Origin of the sequence: Raineyella sp. W15-4 (genome assembly GCF_033170155.1) — a bacterium.
Taxonomy (GTDB): domain Bacteria; phylum Actinomycetota; class Actinomycetes; order Propionibacteriales; family Propionibacteriaceae; genus Raineyella.
Window position 1 is genome coordinate 3,181,442 of the sequence record NZ_CP137079.1, and the last position, 14,624, is coordinate 3,196,065.

The following is a 14,624-nucleotide window of genomic DNA, read 5'->3' on the forward strand; positions in this document are numbered from 1 at the left end:
GTAAGGCGGTTTCCGATTGGTGGTTACAGGTAGGGGTTGATGCGGTCGGGGTAGGCGATGGCGAGTTGGCCGAGGGCGGCTTTCCAGTTGGTGACGATCTGGCCTTCGACGAGCCTGCCGGATGCTTTGCGCCTGCCGGCGGGTAGGCCTTTCTCTTTGGCGCGGTCGCGGGCGCGTTTGTCCTCGATGTTGCAGATCGCCAGCCAGAGCAGCTTGACCACGGCGGCGTCGTTGGGGAAGTGTCCGCGGTTCTTGGTGACCTTGCGGAGCTGGTAGTTCAGCGACTCGATCGCGTTCGTGGTGTAGATGACCCGGCGCAGTTCGGGCGGGAACGCCAGGAACGGTGTGAACCGTTCCCACGCGTCGGTGAACGTCTTCACGGTCGCCGGGTACTTACGGCCCAGGCTGCTGTCCTCGAACGCGGCCAGGGCTTCCAGCGCGGCGTCGTCGTTCGCGGCGGTGTAGATCGGCTTCAACGCTGCGGCAACGGCTTTGCGGTCGCCGTAGGCGACGAACCGCATCGACGCGCGGATGAGGTGCACCACGCAGGTTTGCACGGTCGCGTACGGCCAGGTTGCCGCGATCGCGTCGGGGAACCCGGTCAGCCCGTCGCAGCACACGATCAGCACGTCACGCACCCCGCGGTTGGCGAGCTCGGCGCACACCGACGCCCAGAACTTCGCCCCTTCGGTGGTTTGGACCCAGATCCCCAGGACGTGCTTGACGCCATCGAGGTCGACGCCGACCGCGATGTGAGCGGCCTTGTTCCGCACGTGCCCGCCGTCGCGGACCTTCACCACGATCGCGTCGAGGTAGATCACCGGGTACAACGCTTCCAGCGGCCGGGTTTGCCAGGCCAGGACTTCCTCGGCGATCTGATCGGTGATCTTGCTGATCGTCTCGTGCGACAACTCGGTACCCAGCGTCGAGGCCAGGTGGTGCTGGATGTCACGGATCGTCATCCCGCCGGCGTACAAGCTGATGATCATCCCATCGATGCCGTCCAGGCGGCGCTGGCCCTTCGCGACCAGCATCGGGGTGAACGAGCCCTGCCGGTCCCGCGGCACGGCCAACTCGATGTCTCCGACCTCGGTCGTCACGGTCTTGGAGCTGGTGCCGTTGCGGGAGTTGTCGAACATCGCCGCCGCCGGGTCCCCACGTTCGTAGCCCAGGTGGTCGGTCAGCTCGACCTCCAAGCCCCGCTCCAAGGTGGCCTTCAGCATGCTGCCCAACAGGCCACCCTCACCGGTCAACGGCTCACCAGCATCGATCTTGGCGAAGATCTCATCCATCGCCCCGGACGCCTTCAACTGGTCAGCGAGCTCCTTCTGAGCCCGACGCCGCTCAGCACGTTCCGGGCTAATAGCCATAGTCATAGTGTCGTCTCCTTCAGACGAGGGCACCCTCCCTCACACAAACCATCTGACACCCTCTGCTGGCGCAACTGGAGGATGACGAGCAGTGCTCGTCGGAGGTCGGGTAGCCCAGGGGGCCGTTCTCCCAGCCCCGGCCGGTCCACACCTCGCGGATGGCGCCCCGGACGAAGTGCGCGTCGGTCGCCGGAGACCAGTAGATCTCCCCGCCCTGATAGTGCTGACCACACCCGCCCTGGGCCAGACCACAGAACTCATCCGAAGTCGGGTAGCCCAGGAAACCGTTCTCCCAGTTGTTGCCGGTCCACACACCCCGGATGGCACCCCGAACGAAGTGCGCGTCGAGGCCCGGGGTCCAATAGATCTCCCCGCCCTGGTAATGCTGACCACAGCCGCCGCCGGCCAAGCCACAGAACTCATCGGAGATCGGATAACCGAGGAAGCCGGCCTCCGAACCGTTGCCGGTCCAGGTGCCGCGGATGGCACCGCGAACGAAGTGCGCGTCGGTCGTCGGGGACCAGTAGATCTCCCCGCCCTGGTAGTGCTGGCCACAGCCGCCGCCGGCCAAGCCACAGAACTCGTCCGAGGTCGGATAACCGAGGAAGCCGTTCTCCCAGTTGTTGTCGGTCCACCTGCCCCGGATCGCACCGCGGACGAAGTGGGTCCCGCTTGCCGGGGAGGAGTAGATCTCACCGCCCTGGAAGTGCTGACCACAGCCGTTGCCTGCCAGGCCGCAGAACTGGTCAGACGTCGGATAGGCCAGGAACTCCTTCTGGGCACCGGTGGAGTTCCACTTCGCGAGGATCTCACCGGTCAGGAAGTGAGCATCGGTGGCGGGGCTCCAGTAGACGTCACCGCCCGTGAAGTGCTGCCCACAGCCGTTGCCTGCCAGGCCGCAGAACTCGTCGGAGGTCGGGTAGCCGAGGAAGCCGTCCTGGGCCGCGTTCCGGTTCCACCGGTCGCGGATCGCGCCGCGGGTCCAGTACGCCCCGGTGTCGGGTGACCACAGCAGGGTGGCCAGCTGGTACTGCTGGCGGCAGCCGCCGCCGCCGGTCAGCCCGCACTCCAGCGGCCCGGTCGGCGCGCCCAGCACCGCGGCGTCGGAGGCGGCCTTCGCAGCCATCGCCTGCTCGCCGGTGGTCTGCGGGGTAGGCGTCGCCGTGGCGGCAGGAGTGGGGGTCGGTGTCGGGGTGGCGACCGCGGCCTTGAGCGGCGCCAGCTTGGTGGACGCGGTGGGCGTGGCCGACGCGGAAGCCGCCGGAGCGGTGGTGGCCGGTGGGACCGCGGTAGGTGTCGGGGCGGCCAGCGCGGGCGCCGGGCCCAGAGCACCCAGGACGATCGTGACGGCCGCCAAGAGCAGCCCTGAGGACGCAAAACGGTTCATGATGATGTGCGGGCGGCAGAAGTACCGCCCGTTCCCCCCTTCACAGGTACCTGTGTACCGGCAGTGACGCTATCGGCTGCCAGTGGAGGGGCAGACCAGATGGCGATGTGGGATAGCTCACTGCGTGGCGTTGGGCACAGATTTCGTCCGTTTGGCAGGGATCGACAGAAGGCTGAGCTCGCGAGTCGTGCCGTACGACGCAACGAGGTACTTCCGCAGCACCCGGATCAGAGCGTCATTGCCCGGCGGATCCACGAGACTCCGGATCGCGGCAAACACACGCATTCAGACGCGGGCCGGACGCAAAGCAGGCAAGGGGGAGGTGCGAAGCCTCGCTTCACACCTCCCCCTTCGGATCTTGCGGCGTTGCTCAGTCAGCTGCAATAGTCACCGTGGTCTGTGACGGTCCAGGTGTCCGAGACCCACTTGTCAGTCGAGTCCTTGTGCATCCTGACCTCGAGGCACTTGTCGGCGGAGGCGGCGGCGTTGGCTGCCCCCATCCCCCGAGTGAATTCCTCCGGGGTCAGAGCGTTCGTAGCAGCGCTGCACCCAATGTCGGCACCAAGCCCCAACGCAGCACCGCCGACAGTCTCCACAACAACCGACCCACCTGCGGTGGCTACACCGATGATGGCCCCTCCCACCGCGCAGAGCAGCGTGCCGCTCCAGAAGAGTCGATTGTTCGCCGAGTTGAAAACTCCAGCTGCCTCCTTCGTCTTCGCCTTGGAGAAGTACGCGCGGGCCGACGTGTGTTCCGGGTTTGCCAGAATGACGACACCTCGTCCCTCACGCTGATAGTCGGACACCTTCTTGGGGGTCACCGACGCCAAGAGCGCCGCGTCCAGCTCACTGCACAGCGGAAGCCCGACTCTGGAGTTCGTCCCGGTGTTGAGCCATACCGAGCTGACATAGAGACCTCCGGGTGCCCGCAGATAGATGTTGGAGGTCTCGCCATAGACGTTGGTCACCGAGTCGCCGTACTCCTCGCACTCGGCGGGGAACCAGCCGCCTTCCGGGATGCCGTACTTCCCATCCACGCCGACGCCCGGGGCATCGACATGTGCCGCGGTTCGCAGTCGTACCCCCAGCCCGTTGGTGAACGCCACCTGAAAATGTCGGATGTCGTCGGCGTGCGCGGCAGGTGCCGCCGCGACCAGGCCCGCCACAGCCAGGATCAGGCTGATGGGCACGGCCAGCCATCTGAGCTTGTTCATGATCGTCCTCTTCATGTCGTGCTGGACGGGAGACGACTCACGGTCAGGAACCTGTGTGGGTCGCGCGGAAGAGGAAATCCTCTCTCCCAGCGGGGAGATGATGCGGGCGAGGACCCACGCAGGGACCTCGCCCGCATCAGGGGTGATCAGTGGCCGGGACCGGTGTACCAACCGCGATCGGCGGCGTTGTCGTTCGGGCCGTCGCCCGAGCCGTAGTGGTTGTGCTGACCGCGCTGGTAGCTGTCCGTGCCGTACTGGCCGGTGCTGTTGAACTTGTCGGGATCGTTGGACGCATCCGAGATCAGACTCTCGCCGTCGTCATTGACCTTGAACCACACGTCGTGCTCGCCGTTCACCGAGCCGAGCGTGGGCTCATCTCCGTTGTCGGACCACCATCCCATGACTCCTCCTTCTTCGTGGCCGCGAGGCCGTTCCAAGGGAGACGGCCGTAGCCGTGTGGAAGACCGGTCGATCTCTCCCGGGAACTCCAGTATCAAGCTGGAGGACCTCGGGATCGACAGTGCAAAATCCGAATCTGAAATCGGAGTCTGTTATGATTCCCCGGTGGAGACTCCTGGGGGGGAAGGCTCTTACAGAAGCCGAGCGGAGAGAGAACGCAGGGACCGCGTTGCGCTCGCGCTCGACAACGCCATGACTGCGCGGCGCATGTCCAACGGCGCCATGGCTGCGATCCTTCGGGACGGAGATCCCAACGTCGATGAGAAGAAAGTCTCCGACTACCGCCGCGGCAAGATACTACTTCCGATCTACCTCGCGCAACGAGCAGCCCGCGCCCTGGGCATGCGTGATGACGATTCTTCGGATGAGTTGGTCCGCCACTTCGACGGCTACGACCCACTGGTGATGATCCGGCTCTACGGCCTGTGGCCCGCCAACGCAGACCACGAGGTACTCGGTCGGCTATCGAACTGGACCGGGAGGGTCGACACCACGCTGGTACAACGCCTACTGACGCTCGAACGTCTGGAGACGGAGATCGGGGAGCGTGAGAAGGAGCTCGCAGCGGCCGATCACGACCGGGGAGTGGTGTCGCTGACCCGAGCGGTCACGGAGTCTCAGACGTACGGCATCGCGATCTGGCCCGTCCTAGCCGGACCGATGACGGCCCAAGCGAACCGGATCCATGTGTCCGATCGGGTTGACATCCGAAGGCTCGACGGGCTAGCAGTCACTGATAGCGAGGTCTGGAATGCGTTAGGTCCCGCATTGCGGCGAGTGCACGCGCTCCCGAGCATCACGATGCCGCGATGGTCACACCCCACCGCCGCACTGACCAGCACTTCGGATCCGCATATCAGCATGTGGAACCTCCGTCATCTCGACGCGCCGCGTCTCCCGCGGATCCCGCATCCGCACCTCGGGTTGCCTGCTGTGGTGGTTTCCTCGACCGTCGCAAACACCTGGCTTGGATACGTGGCAGGAATGCTGGCGTTCGTGCTCGGCTACGGACTCACCTCCACGACAGATCTGGCGAGGGGCCTAAACCCGAGTCCCACGTTCAATCCCAGTACCGACGAACGCAACCTCATGCACGACGGGTTGCTTCGAAGCCCCGGGGAACGCAGAGTCTGGTTCCACGCGGCAAAGGTGGACCCCGACAACCCGGCCAACCCCTGGGCTCCTCGTGACGCACCGTGCGCCCCGCAGCTGCTGCACGTACGTCTGGTGGAAGACAACGACCTACTTCATTCCACCGCGCAAAGCCGTGTGCTCCAGCCGGGATGGACCCACTCCGATACCGATGCTGTCGAGGCCTGGCGCCGGTCACGTGACACCGCGCTCGACCGAATGCCATCGGACGAGTGGCACCTCCCCCTGCGGGTCCCTGACGCCGCATGGGGATCTCTCGAAAAGTGGGAGATCACGATCGACCTGGCGGTTCGCATCCTCAGTCACCTGGAGTCACAAGGACTGCACCCCTGGGAGGGCCTTGCTGCCGTCCAGGCTTCCTTAGTGTCTGCGGATCCGGTGGTGGCTGCGCCGGCGCTGCGCTGGCTACGTGATCGCGGGGCCCCGTTCGTCTTCATCCCTTGAGCGTCTCGGGTGGTCGTCACCGCACCGAGGGCGGAGGCATGTCGGCCGGGTGCTCTGCCAGGACATCGACGACGAGATGATCGATGTCGTATGGTGTCGTGCCCACAGCTGAGAGCTTGCCCACCTCGTCGATCTCGAAGATCTGCGCCTTGAGATGCACCAGATCCACCTTGACCACTTGCGCGTACGTGTTGCCATCCAGTGGCGAGACGAGGTTCCCGCGCAGCGTGGAATAGGCCGTGGTGCCCTGCCCGTGCGCCAGACGCGGCGTGGTGAGGTCACCGTTCGCCGTGAACCGACACGTGCGCGGGCTGGCTGATGCCTTGCTGTTCACCGTCATCAGGCGACTGTCAGGGCCGATCACAAGGAAGTCCTCCGGATGAGCCCGGACTCCCTCGCCAAGCACATCCGGCACCATGCCCACATAGTCGTCCTGGGTCCCCAGGACGGTGTAGTCGAGCGACTCCAACAGGCGCATGGTGACCTGTTCACCGAGGTTGCCCAGCGCCACCCAGTTCTTGGTCCGCCGCCAGACATCCAACCGCTCTTGCAAGGTCGACAATCGCCATCACCTCACCGGAGCGTTCGCTTGCTGCTGGCGGCATAGTGGGCCTGAGAGAAGACGCCAGAGAACAGATCCTCATTGAGGATCTGGAGCACCATCTTGATGTTCTTGGCGGTGATCATCAGTTGATCACCGTCCATGAACTCAGCCGGGTCACCACCGCTGCGTATGATCTCGGCACGCAGCATGTCGGCGGTGATGGTCGGAAGGTAGGGACGTCCGGAAGTGGCGAAGAACTTCCTGCGGAGGTACTGGTTACGCTGCAACGCCCCCTCCAAGATTTCGCTGCTCCCCTCCGTCATGGGAACGGCCACGGCAAGGGCAGCGACCTTCTCCCCGATCGTGGCCAACACCGCAGGCGAACTCTTGAACAACCCTTCGAATGCCGTCTTGTCGAGGACATAGACCGTCTCGGGGGTGATAATCGCGTCATACCGGTCATCGAAGGCGAACAGCGGTGTCGTCACGCGATCCAGTGCGCTGTTGAACAGGGTCGCCACTACGGAAGCCGTGGCCGATTGGACCGGGGACCGTTTCCGGATGAAGATCGTCGCGTCGTCTCCCTCTCCCACCAGGGCAGCGTGAAACCTAACGTGCCCTGACCGAAGCTCATCGACGGTCGCCAGTGGCAGCGACGCACCAACACGAATACTCTCGGCCAGATCGGTGTCCTCAAGGTCGGCGCTGACGACTTCGAGGTGGCTGAAGTCCTCCATATCCGCGTCGGGGGCGTACGGTGCCGGGTCTGTCAACGCATCAATGGCGGCTCGGGCGTGTGCCCGCAGGGCCTCGTTCACGGCAGCGGAGGTCTTGACCAAAAGAGCCCTCGTACCTGAGCGGGTCCGCCACCCGACCACCAAGTGCAGCGGTCCTTCGGCGGAGGGGAGCCCCAAGGACACCACCGGCTCCTGTCTACGAAGGGGGTTCGGGAACGACCTCCTGTAGCAGCAGAATGTCGCTCGTCATACGGAACGCTCTCACTGTAGCGCCCGCCGTCACCCTTCTCCTGCTGATCAGGTGCCCGCGGAAGTCTGCTTCGTCGGCGACTGAGTAGACAGTCCATCCGAGCAGGAACAACGTCGGGTTGACCTCGATGACGGAAGTCCTGACGTTCACCGCGTACGCGACGACAAAGAAGATGCCATACGCAACCAGGTCAAACGGGCCGGGGCTCGCAATGGTCACGAAGGGCAACAGATAACCGGCAAGGTAGCTGGATGCCCCGGCTCCGGCCGCCTTTGTCTCGGCCAGGACGTGGGTGCCCAGTGGCCCGGCGCGCTGGAAATGCATGACGAGCAGGAACCCAGCGACTCCCGCCACCGCAATGATTCCGCACACCACACGTAGCCAGACGCCCTGGAAGCGCAGCGTCAAGATTACGAACAGCGGCGCGTAGGAGGACAGAAACATGAGCGGTTTGGTCAGCCAACCGGTGCCATCAGTCATGCTGTCACCCTACGAGGGAACACAGACACTGCCATCACCCATTCCTTGGAGGACCAAGACGGACGACTCACGGGGCGGACAAGATAGGCGTCCGATTGTTTCTGGCCGCTCACTTGCGGACCCAAGCGGGCTACCGGGCCCCGTAGGGCGCACCGGCGTAGTGGGCGCCACTGCTGCGACGGCCGGCGTCGCGCGGCAGGGGGAGGCCACGACCCACTCGGACGCCTATCGACCCCCCGCGAGCCGTGCATCGAGGGAGTTCAGCGCTTCGGCTTTAGCGAGGCGGAGCGGTGGATGACCGCATGATCAGTGACACCGGCAGCTTCACGCTGGTCAGGGCTCCGCCCTCTATCGCACGGATGAGCGTGTGCACCGCGGTCGAGCCCATCTGACCGAGATCCGACCTGACAGTGGTCAGGGGGATCGGCAGCTGGGCGACGATCGGGATGTCGTTGTAGCCGATGAGTGACAGATCGCCCGGGATCGACAGGCCGCGCTGGTGTGCCGCGCCCATGACCCCTACCGCCGCCGTGTCGTTGACGGCGAAGATCGCCGTCGGCGGATCGGCGAGCGCGAGCAGGGTGTGCGCTCCGAGTACACCTCCTTCGACCTCCCACTCGGAATGGATCACAAGGGAATCGTCGATCTCCAGTCCGGACTCCTCGAGCGCCCTGCGATACCCGAGCAATCGGTCGTAGCCGGTCGAGGCGTGTCGCGGACCCGCCACGATACCAATACGGCGGTGCCCGAGATGAATGAGGTATTCAGTGGCTTTGCGTCCCCCCTCAAAATCATCGCTGACCACCGCCGGGATGCTGTCACCGACATGTCGGTTCGCGGTAATGAAAGGGATCGGCAAACTCCGCAATTTGGAGATGAACAGCGCATCATCGCGGTGAAGCGAGGTTGCGATGATCCCCGAGACCTGTCGCGAGAGCAAGAAGTCCAAAGATTCCATCTGGGCGTTCATGGTGTCAGGTGGCGAGGTGAGAAGTGTCTGGTAGCCGGCATACCGCGCCGCCGCCTCGATCGACTCGCAGATCGTCGCGATGACCGTGTCGGTGAGACGCGGCATCAGAAGCCCGATGGAGTGCGAGCGGCTCGTACGCAGACCGGCCGCCAGCGAGTTGGGACGATACCCGAGGCGCCGAGCGATCTCCCGCACCTGAACCGCGGTCGGTGTCCATCCGCGAGCAGGTTCCTTCTGCCTCAACACTCGCGAGACGGTCGACACGTGTACGCCGGCCTCGCGCGCGATGTCCTTGAGCGTCACCGAGTGGGGCGACTCCGGTCGCCTCACCGGATGTTCCTTGGTCACCGCACTCCCCCTCCGATGTCACCGCACGGCACCGCGACCGCGCCACCCGCTGCACCTCTCACGCAAACCATTGCAACATGTTTCCGCATTGCTCGCAAGCCACGGATCAGGTTGTTACGCCGCGAAACTCTCCGGTAATGACCGAGCCGTACGCTCAAGGCACAAACGTTTGCACACTAGCAAGGAGGCAACGTGACCAAGAGGATCTACGTTTCGTTCGGGATCGACATCGATGCGGTCGCCGGCTGGCTCGGCTCCTACGGAGGCGCCGACTCGCCGAATGACATCCAGCGCGGCATCTTCGCCGGGGAGGTCGGCATTCCGCGTCTGCTGAAGCTCTTCGCCCGGCACGACTTGCGCACCACCTGGTTCATCCCCGGGCACTCTCTGGAGACCTTCCCCGAGCAGTGCCGGATGATCGTCGATCAGGGGCACGAAGTGGGCGGACACGGCTACTCCCACGAGAATCCAGTGGCCATGACCCCGGACCAGGAGCACGCGGTCGTCGAGAAGGCCACCGAGCTTCTGGTCAAGCTCACCGGCACCCAGCCCAGGGGATACACGGCCCCCTGGTGGGAGATGAGTTCCTACACCCCGACCGTGCTGAAGGAGTTCGGCTACACGTACGACCACTCGCAGTCGCACAAGGACTTCGTGCCGTGGTATTCGCGAGTCGGCGAGACCTGGACACCCATCGACTACTCGAAGTCACCCGACTACTGGATGAAGCCGTTGGAGTTCGGCAAGGAGATCGACCTCGTCGAGGTGGCTGCAAACTGGTACGTGGACGACCTTCCTCCGATGATGTTCATCAAGTCCTCGCCGAACTCGCACGGTTTTGTGTCGCCGCGGGACATCGAGGATCTGTGGCGGGACCAGTTCGACTGGGTGTATCGCGAGCTCGATTACGCGGTGTTCCCCATCACGATCCACCCCGACGTTTCCGGCCGACCTCAGGTGCTCCTCATGCTCGAACGCCTGATCGAGTACATGAAGGGCTTCGAAGGCGTCGAATTCGTCACCATGGGCGAGATCGCCGACGACTTCAGGCAACGCTTCCCCTTCGGCAGTGAGTATTTGGAGGGTTGAGCGCCACCAGTTATTGACGTTGAGCGCCACCGGTTATCGGGCTTGGGCGCCACCGGTTGGTGCGGGTGAGCGCCAGCGGCGGTGGGTGGGTGCCGCTGGCGCTCAGCGTGGGGTCAGAGGGTCTGGGTCTGGGCCGCTCGTTCTCGCATGTTGATGGGTCCGGTGTTGATCCAGATCGCGGTGTGGACGATCCGGTCCATGATCGCGTCGGCGCGGACTCCGCCGCCGAGGCGCTGGTGCCAGTCCTTCTTGGGGTACTGGGTGGCGAACACGGTCGAGCCGGTGTCGTGGCGGCGTTCCATCAGTTCGAGCAGCATCGTCCGGGTGGCCTCGTCGGGCTGGTCGAGGAGCCACTCGTCCAGCACGAGGAGGTTGAACGCGGCGTACTTGCGCAGGAACTTGGTGGCGCCCTGGGTCTGGTCGCGGGCCAGGGTCCAGGCCTCGACCAGGTCGGGCATCCGGATCACGTGGGCCCGGATCCGGTGGTGGCAGGCGTTGCGGGCCAGCGCGGAGGCGAGGTAGGACTTGCCCGAGCCGGTGAAGCCTTCCAGGACCACGCTGCGGTTGGCGGTGATGAACCGGCAGGTCGCCAGTTCGGCCAGGACAGTGCGGTCCAGGCCGCGTTGTTCGATCAGGTCGAGGGCGCGTAGGTCTGCGTTCGGGTAACGCAGCCCGGCCCGGCGGATCAGGCCGGCGACCTTGGTATCGGTGAACGCGCCGTGCGCGTCGTCGACCGCGAGCCGGACCCGTTCGGCGAACGGCAGATCCATGGTGAGGGCGTCGTCCTGGGCCTCGAGCGCGTCGGCCAGGTCGCCGACGCCCATCTCGCGCAGCTTGCGCTTGGTCTCCATGTCCAGGGCGCTCATCGGGATCCTCCGGCGTAGTAGTCGGCCCCACGAACGAACCCGGCGTCGGCGCTCTCGCGCGGTGGTGGGGTGTGGTCGGGGCGGGTCTTGTCCTGCCCGGTCGCCAGGATCGGGGCCAGGTGGGCGTAGCGCGGTGTTCGGATGCCCGCCGTGAGCGCGATCCGGCTGGCGGCCTCTAGCCTCGGTGCCGAGTAGCGCCGCGACAGGCGTAGGACGGCCAGGGCCGCATTCAGGCCCTGCTCCTCGATCGTCACGGACGCGAAGATCCGATCCACGACGGTGGTGGTGTCGGGGCCGATGCGGCCCGCCCAGGCCCTGACCCGGTCCGGATCCCATTCTCGCCAGGGCTTGCCGTCGGGCAGGTCGGCGGGCCGGGTGCGGTACTGGTTGACCGCCGTGGCCGCCAGCAGCGGGTGGGACGCGAGGCGTTCGTCGTGGCGCCAGACCTCCAGCGTGGTGTCGCTGATCCGCAGGTCGACATGGGTCCCGATGTGGACGAACGGCACCGAGTAGCGATTCTTGGCCCAGACCACGTGCCCGTCGCGGCCGACCCGCCGGCCCCGGACCCACTGGGAGATCTCGAACGCCACGACCGGCAGCGGGCGCAGCAGCGGCGCCTCCTCGCTGGTGAACACCGAGGTCCGTGAGCCTGCGCGCTTCTGGAAGGGTGTGGCGTTGTAGTCGGCCAGCCGTTCCCGGATCGCGGCCCGCAACTGCGTCAGGGTCGTGAACGTCTCCTCGCGCAGCGCGGCGATCACAGCGGTGGCGATGTTGCCGACCGTGTTCTCCACACTCGCCTTGTCCTTCGGTTTGCGGACCCGCCCCGGCAGCACGGCCGCCGAGTAGTGCGCGGCGAGTTCTCGGTAGGCGTCGTTCAGGACAATCTCACCCTCACGGGGGTGGGTGATCACGCCGGTCTTCAGGTTGTCCGACACGATCCGGGGCACCGAACCGCCGAAGAACTCGAACATCGCCACATGCGCCCTTAGCCAACTGTCCTGACGCATGTCCACGGTCGGCTCCACGAACGCATACCGGCTGAACGGCAGACACCCCACGAACAGATACACCCGCTGCGACGTCCCTGCCACCGGATCGACCAGGCGCATCGTGGGGCCCGACCAATCGACCTCGACAGTCCTGCCGGCCTTGTGACCGACCCGCGAGGACGCGCCGGTCACCAGCAGATACCGGCCGTAGGACTTGCAGAACCGGTCATAGCCCATCGCCACACCCCCGGCACCCGTCGTGGCGTCGACGTACTCGGCGTGCAGCAGCCGCAGCGTCACCCCGACCCGCGCCAACTCCCGGTGCACCCGGGCCCAGTCCGGCTCGCTGAACACACTCACGTGCTCGTCCCGGCCCGGGAACAACAACGAGTAGACCTCGGCATCAGTCAAGTCGGCGACCTCATCCCAGCCGACCCCAGCCTGATCAGCAGCGTCGATCACCGCCGCGACGCTGTGACGCGACATCTGCTGGGACGCGGCGATCGCTCGCCCTGACAGGCCCTCGGCCCGGAGGCGAAGCACGGACTTCGCCTGAATCCTTCGTACCATTGCGATACTCCTTCTGCCATGCGGTAGGCGCATGGCAGAAGGAGCCTGACAGGGCGGCGCCGAACCACGCCAACCCCGGCGCTCACGTCGAATAATCCCTGCCCCGGACGGTGGCGCTCGAACCCACTACCGGTGGTGCCCCTGAGGCCGAATATTCACGGCAGCGATCAGCGGCCCGCTGACTACTGATCGATCATGTGTGGGATGTGCGCGGCGGGCGGATCAGCCCAGGACTGGTTCACGGCCGGGATCGAGGACAGCGCCCGAGGGCGGCTCAGGGTGAGGACGGCGGTGGCAGCCCTGTTGACGCCACTGGTCGACGCGAGGCGACACCGGGTTGTGTACGACCCCCAGACCCGATCCTGGCTGGTCAGGCAGGCAACCGGTCGGTGCACGCGCCACACCTCGCTCGACGGGCTTATCGACCACTTTCTGAGCGACCGGTCGCTCCAGGAGGAGGCCGTCATCAGGATGCTCGCCGCGCACACATCATCAGAACGGATCCCTGAGGACCGGCGCACGACGACGGCAGTCCAGCTGGACGACACGGGATGGGCCGCGTTCGGGATCTGGATCTCCAGCCGGCGGCGGGACCCTCCGGCGTCAGGAGCACATGAGCGCTATCGCGTCGTGACACCCGGTGGGCGGCTGTCGGTCTGGCACGACGGAGAAGCCGTGCACAGTGCAGCGGACCTCGCCCGCGATGCGCCCCAGGGATCCGAACTCACGATTCGGAGTTGACCAAGTGAATGTCAAGACAGCACACAAAACCATCGGGTACCTCGCAACCGGAGGAACGATCTCGAGCACACCGGCGTCCGCCGGAGCGGGGGTGACGCCCAGCCTGACGGCGGAGGACCTGATCGCCGCAGCACATCCCGAGACGGATGGGGTGGCCTTCGTAGCCGAGCAGATCTCGCAACTGGCGAGCTCCTCGTTCGACTTCCGGCTCCTGCGGACGCTGCACGGGAGAGTCACTCATCTCGCCCGGGAAGGCGTCGACGGGATCGTGATCACCCAGGGGACCGACACGTTGGAGGAGACCGCGTTCTTCTTCAACTCGGTGTGGGACAGAACGACTCCGGTGGTGCTGACCGGCGCAATGCGCAACCCGGGCGAGATCGGCGCCGACGGCGCAAGGAATCTTCGCACCGCCGTGGCCGTCGCGAGCGACCCGGCGTTCGTCGGGCTCGGCCCTCTGGTCGTGATGAACGACGAGGTGTTCGCCGCCGGCGCCGTTCGCAAGGCGCACACCAGCGCGGTCGACGCCTTTGTGTCGACCGCGGGGACAGCCATCGGGATGGTCACCGAGGGGACACCACGACTGTTCAGCACACCGCGGCGCAGCGACCCCCAACGCTATGGAGCCGGTGACCCCAAGGTGGCCCTCTACCGCTGCTCCCTCGGCGACTCCGACGACATCCTCCGGATGATCGAGGACGGCGATTTCGACGGCCTCGTGATCGAAGGATTCGGCGGCGGACATGTGCCGGCATGGCAGATGCCCACCATCGAGCGAATCGCAGGCCGGATGCCAGTGGTGCTCAGCTCGCGGACGGGTCAGGGGTCGGTCCTGGAACGGACCTACGGATTCCCCGGCAGCGAGACCGATCTTCGCCGCCACGGCCTCGTCCCGAGCGGCACACTCAACGGCCTGCAGGCCCGAATTTTGCTCTGGATTCTGCTGTCCCGGAGTGCAGGCCCCCAGGAGATCCGGGAGGCATACGCAGCATGCTGACCGGCCCCGGCAGACAT

At 65.5% G+C, this 14,624-nt stretch carries 14 protein-coding genes; 4 read left to right on the forward strand and 10 right to left on the reverse strand.

The window, feature by feature from the left end; all coding sequences use genetic code 11:
• Nucleotides 1–23: 23 nt before the first annotated feature.
• From R0145_RS14820 to R0145_RS14835, 4 genes are all read right to left on the reverse strand, one after another.
• Nucleotides 24–1,376, reverse strand: a complete 1,353-nt coding sequence (locus R0145_RS14820; RefSeq protein ID WP_411742036.1) for an IS256 family transposase — start codon at nucleotides 1,374–1,376, stop codon at nucleotides 24–26.
• A 13-nt stretch (nucleotides 1,377–1,389) separates the two neighbouring features.
• A complete protein-coding gene (locus tag R0145_RS14825; RefSeq protein WP_317837642.1) occupies nucleotides 1,390–2,757 on the reverse strand; it encodes a hypothetical protein in 1,368 nt (455 codons plus the stop codon).
• 374 nt (nucleotides 2,758–3,131) lie between these two features.
• Nucleotides 3,132–3,986 carry a hypothetical protein gene (locus R0145_RS14830; RefSeq protein ID WP_317837643.1) on the reverse strand — a complete coding sequence of 285 codons (855 nt, stop codon included), beginning with the start codon at nucleotides 3,984–3,986 and terminating at the stop codon, nucleotides 3,132–3,134.
• A 131-nt stretch (nucleotides 3,987–4,117) separates the two neighbouring features.
• The gene (locus R0145_RS14835) at nucleotides 4,118–4,372 is read right to left on the reverse strand and encodes a hypothetical protein (protein ID WP_317837644.1); all 255 of its coding nucleotides are present in this window, start codon (nucleotides 4,370–4,372) and stop codon (nucleotides 4,118–4,120) included.
• Between the two features lie 280 nt (nucleotides 4,373–4,652).
• Here R0145_RS14835 and R0145_RS14840 point away from each other — a divergent pair, with 280 nt between their 5' ends.
• Nucleotides 4,653–6,026, forward strand: a complete 1,374-nt coding sequence (locus R0145_RS14840; RefSeq protein ID WP_317837645.1) for a hypothetical protein — start codon at nucleotides 4,653–4,655, stop codon at nucleotides 6,024–6,026.
• Nucleotides 6,027–6,042: 16 nt separating this feature from the next.
• Here R0145_RS14840 and R0145_RS14845 read toward each other — a convergent pair whose 3' ends face one another.
• The 4 genes from R0145_RS14845 to R0145_RS14860 all read right to left on the reverse strand — a co-directional run bounded on the left by R0145_RS14845 (nucleotide 6,043) and on the right by R0145_RS14860 (nucleotide 9,355).
• Nucleotides 6,043–6,588, reverse strand: a complete 546-nt coding sequence (locus tag R0145_RS14845) for a hypothetical protein (protein ID WP_317837647.1) — start codon at nucleotides 6,586–6,588, stop codon at nucleotides 6,043–6,045.
• Between the two features lie 11 nt (nucleotides 6,589–6,599).
• Nucleotides 6,600–7,388, reverse strand: a complete 789-nt coding sequence (locus tag R0145_RS14850) for a hypothetical protein (RefSeq protein WP_317837648.1) — start codon at nucleotides 7,386–7,388, stop codon at nucleotides 6,600–6,602.
• A 115-nt stretch (nucleotides 7,389–7,503) separates the two neighbouring features.
• Complete coding sequence (locus R0145_RS14855) at nucleotides 7,504–8,037, reverse strand: hypothetical protein (RefSeq protein WP_317837649.1); 534 nt, start codon at nucleotides 8,035–8,037, stop codon at nucleotides 7,504–7,506.
• Between the two features lie 274 nt (nucleotides 8,038–8,311).
• Nucleotides 8,312–9,355 (reverse strand): LacI family DNA-binding transcriptional regulator, encoded by a 1,044-nt coding sequence (locus tag R0145_RS14860; RefSeq protein WP_317837650.1) that lies wholly within the window; start codon nucleotides 9,353–9,355, stop codon nucleotides 8,312–8,314.
• Between the two features lie 192 nt (nucleotides 9,356–9,547).
• On the opposite strand from R0145_RS14860, the gene R0145_RS14865 reads away from it, so the two are divergent.
• On the forward strand, nucleotides 9,548–10,444 hold the full coding sequence (locus R0145_RS14865; RefSeq protein ID WP_317837651.1) for a polysaccharide deacetylase: 897 nt from the start codon (nucleotides 9,548–9,550) through the stop codon (nucleotides 10,442–10,444).
• A 113-nt stretch (nucleotides 10,445–10,557) separates the two neighbouring features.
• On the opposite strand, the gene R0145_RS14870 is transcribed toward R0145_RS14865, so the two are convergent.
• Nucleotides 10,558–11,310 carry an ATP-binding protein gene (locus R0145_RS14870; protein WP_317836542.1) on the reverse strand — a complete coding sequence of 251 codons (753 nt, stop codon included), beginning with the start codon at nucleotides 11,308–11,310 and terminating at the stop codon, nucleotides 10,558–10,560.
• Nucleotides 11,307–12,869 (reverse strand): IS21 family transposase, encoded by a 1,563-nt coding sequence (gene istA, locus R0145_RS14875; RefSeq protein WP_317836541.1) that lies wholly within the window; start codon nucleotides 12,867–12,869, stop codon nucleotides 11,307–11,309. Before istA ends, R0145_RS14870 begins: the two co-directional genes overlap by 4 nt.
• Before the next feature lie 291 nt (nucleotides 12,870–13,160).
• Between istA and R0145_RS14880 the strand changes: the two genes are divergently transcribed.
• Nucleotides 13,161–13,610: a hypothetical protein gene (locus tag R0145_RS14880; protein ID WP_317837652.1), complete on the forward strand. Its 450-nt coding sequence runs from the start codon at nucleotides 13,161–13,163 to the stop codon at nucleotides 13,608–13,610.
• Nucleotides 13,552–14,607, forward strand: coding sequence for an asparaginase (locus R0145_RS14885; protein WP_317837653.1), 1,056 nt, complete (start codon nucleotides 13,552–13,554; stop codon nucleotides 14,605–14,607). Before R0145_RS14880 ends, R0145_RS14885 begins: the two co-directional genes overlap by 59 nt.
• The last annotated feature ends 17 nt before the right edge of the window (nucleotides 14,608–14,624 follow it).

What these genes read in the sequence shown, in the direction of transcription:
- R0145_RS14820 (WP_411742036.1), bottom strand. Translation starts at nt 1,376, where the DNA reads ATGACTATGGCTATTAGCCCGGAACGTGCTGAGCGGCGTCGGGCTCAG.
- R0145_RS14825 (WP_317837642.1), bottom strand. Translation starts at nt 2,757, where the DNA reads ATGAACCGTTTTGCGTCCTCAGGGCTGCTCTTGGCGGCCGTCACGATC.
- R0145_RS14830 (WP_317837643.1), bottom strand. Translation starts at nt 3,986, where the DNA reads ATGAAGAGGACGATCATGAACAAGCTCAGATGGCTGGCCGTGCCCATC.
- R0145_RS14835 (WP_317837644.1), bottom strand. Translation starts at nt 4,372, where the DNA reads ATGGGATGGTGGTCCGACAACGGAGATGAGCCCACGCTCGGCTCGGTG.
- R0145_RS14840 (WP_317837645.1), top strand. Translation starts at nt 4,653, where the DNA reads ATGGCTGCGATCCTTCGGGACGGAGATCCCAACGTCGATGAGAAGAAA.
- R0145_RS14855 (WP_317837649.1), bottom strand. Translation starts at nt 8,037, where the DNA reads ATGACTGATGGCACCGGTTGGCTGACCAAACCGCTCATGTTTCTGTCC.
- R0145_RS14870 (WP_317836542.1), bottom strand. Translation starts at nt 11,310, where the DNA reads ATGAGCGCCCTGGACATGGAGACCAAGCGCAAGCTGCGCGAGATGGGC.
- istA (WP_317836541.1), bottom strand. Translation starts at nt 12,869, where the DNA reads ATGGTACGAAGGATTCAGGCGAAGTCCGTGCTTCGCCTCCGGGCCGAG.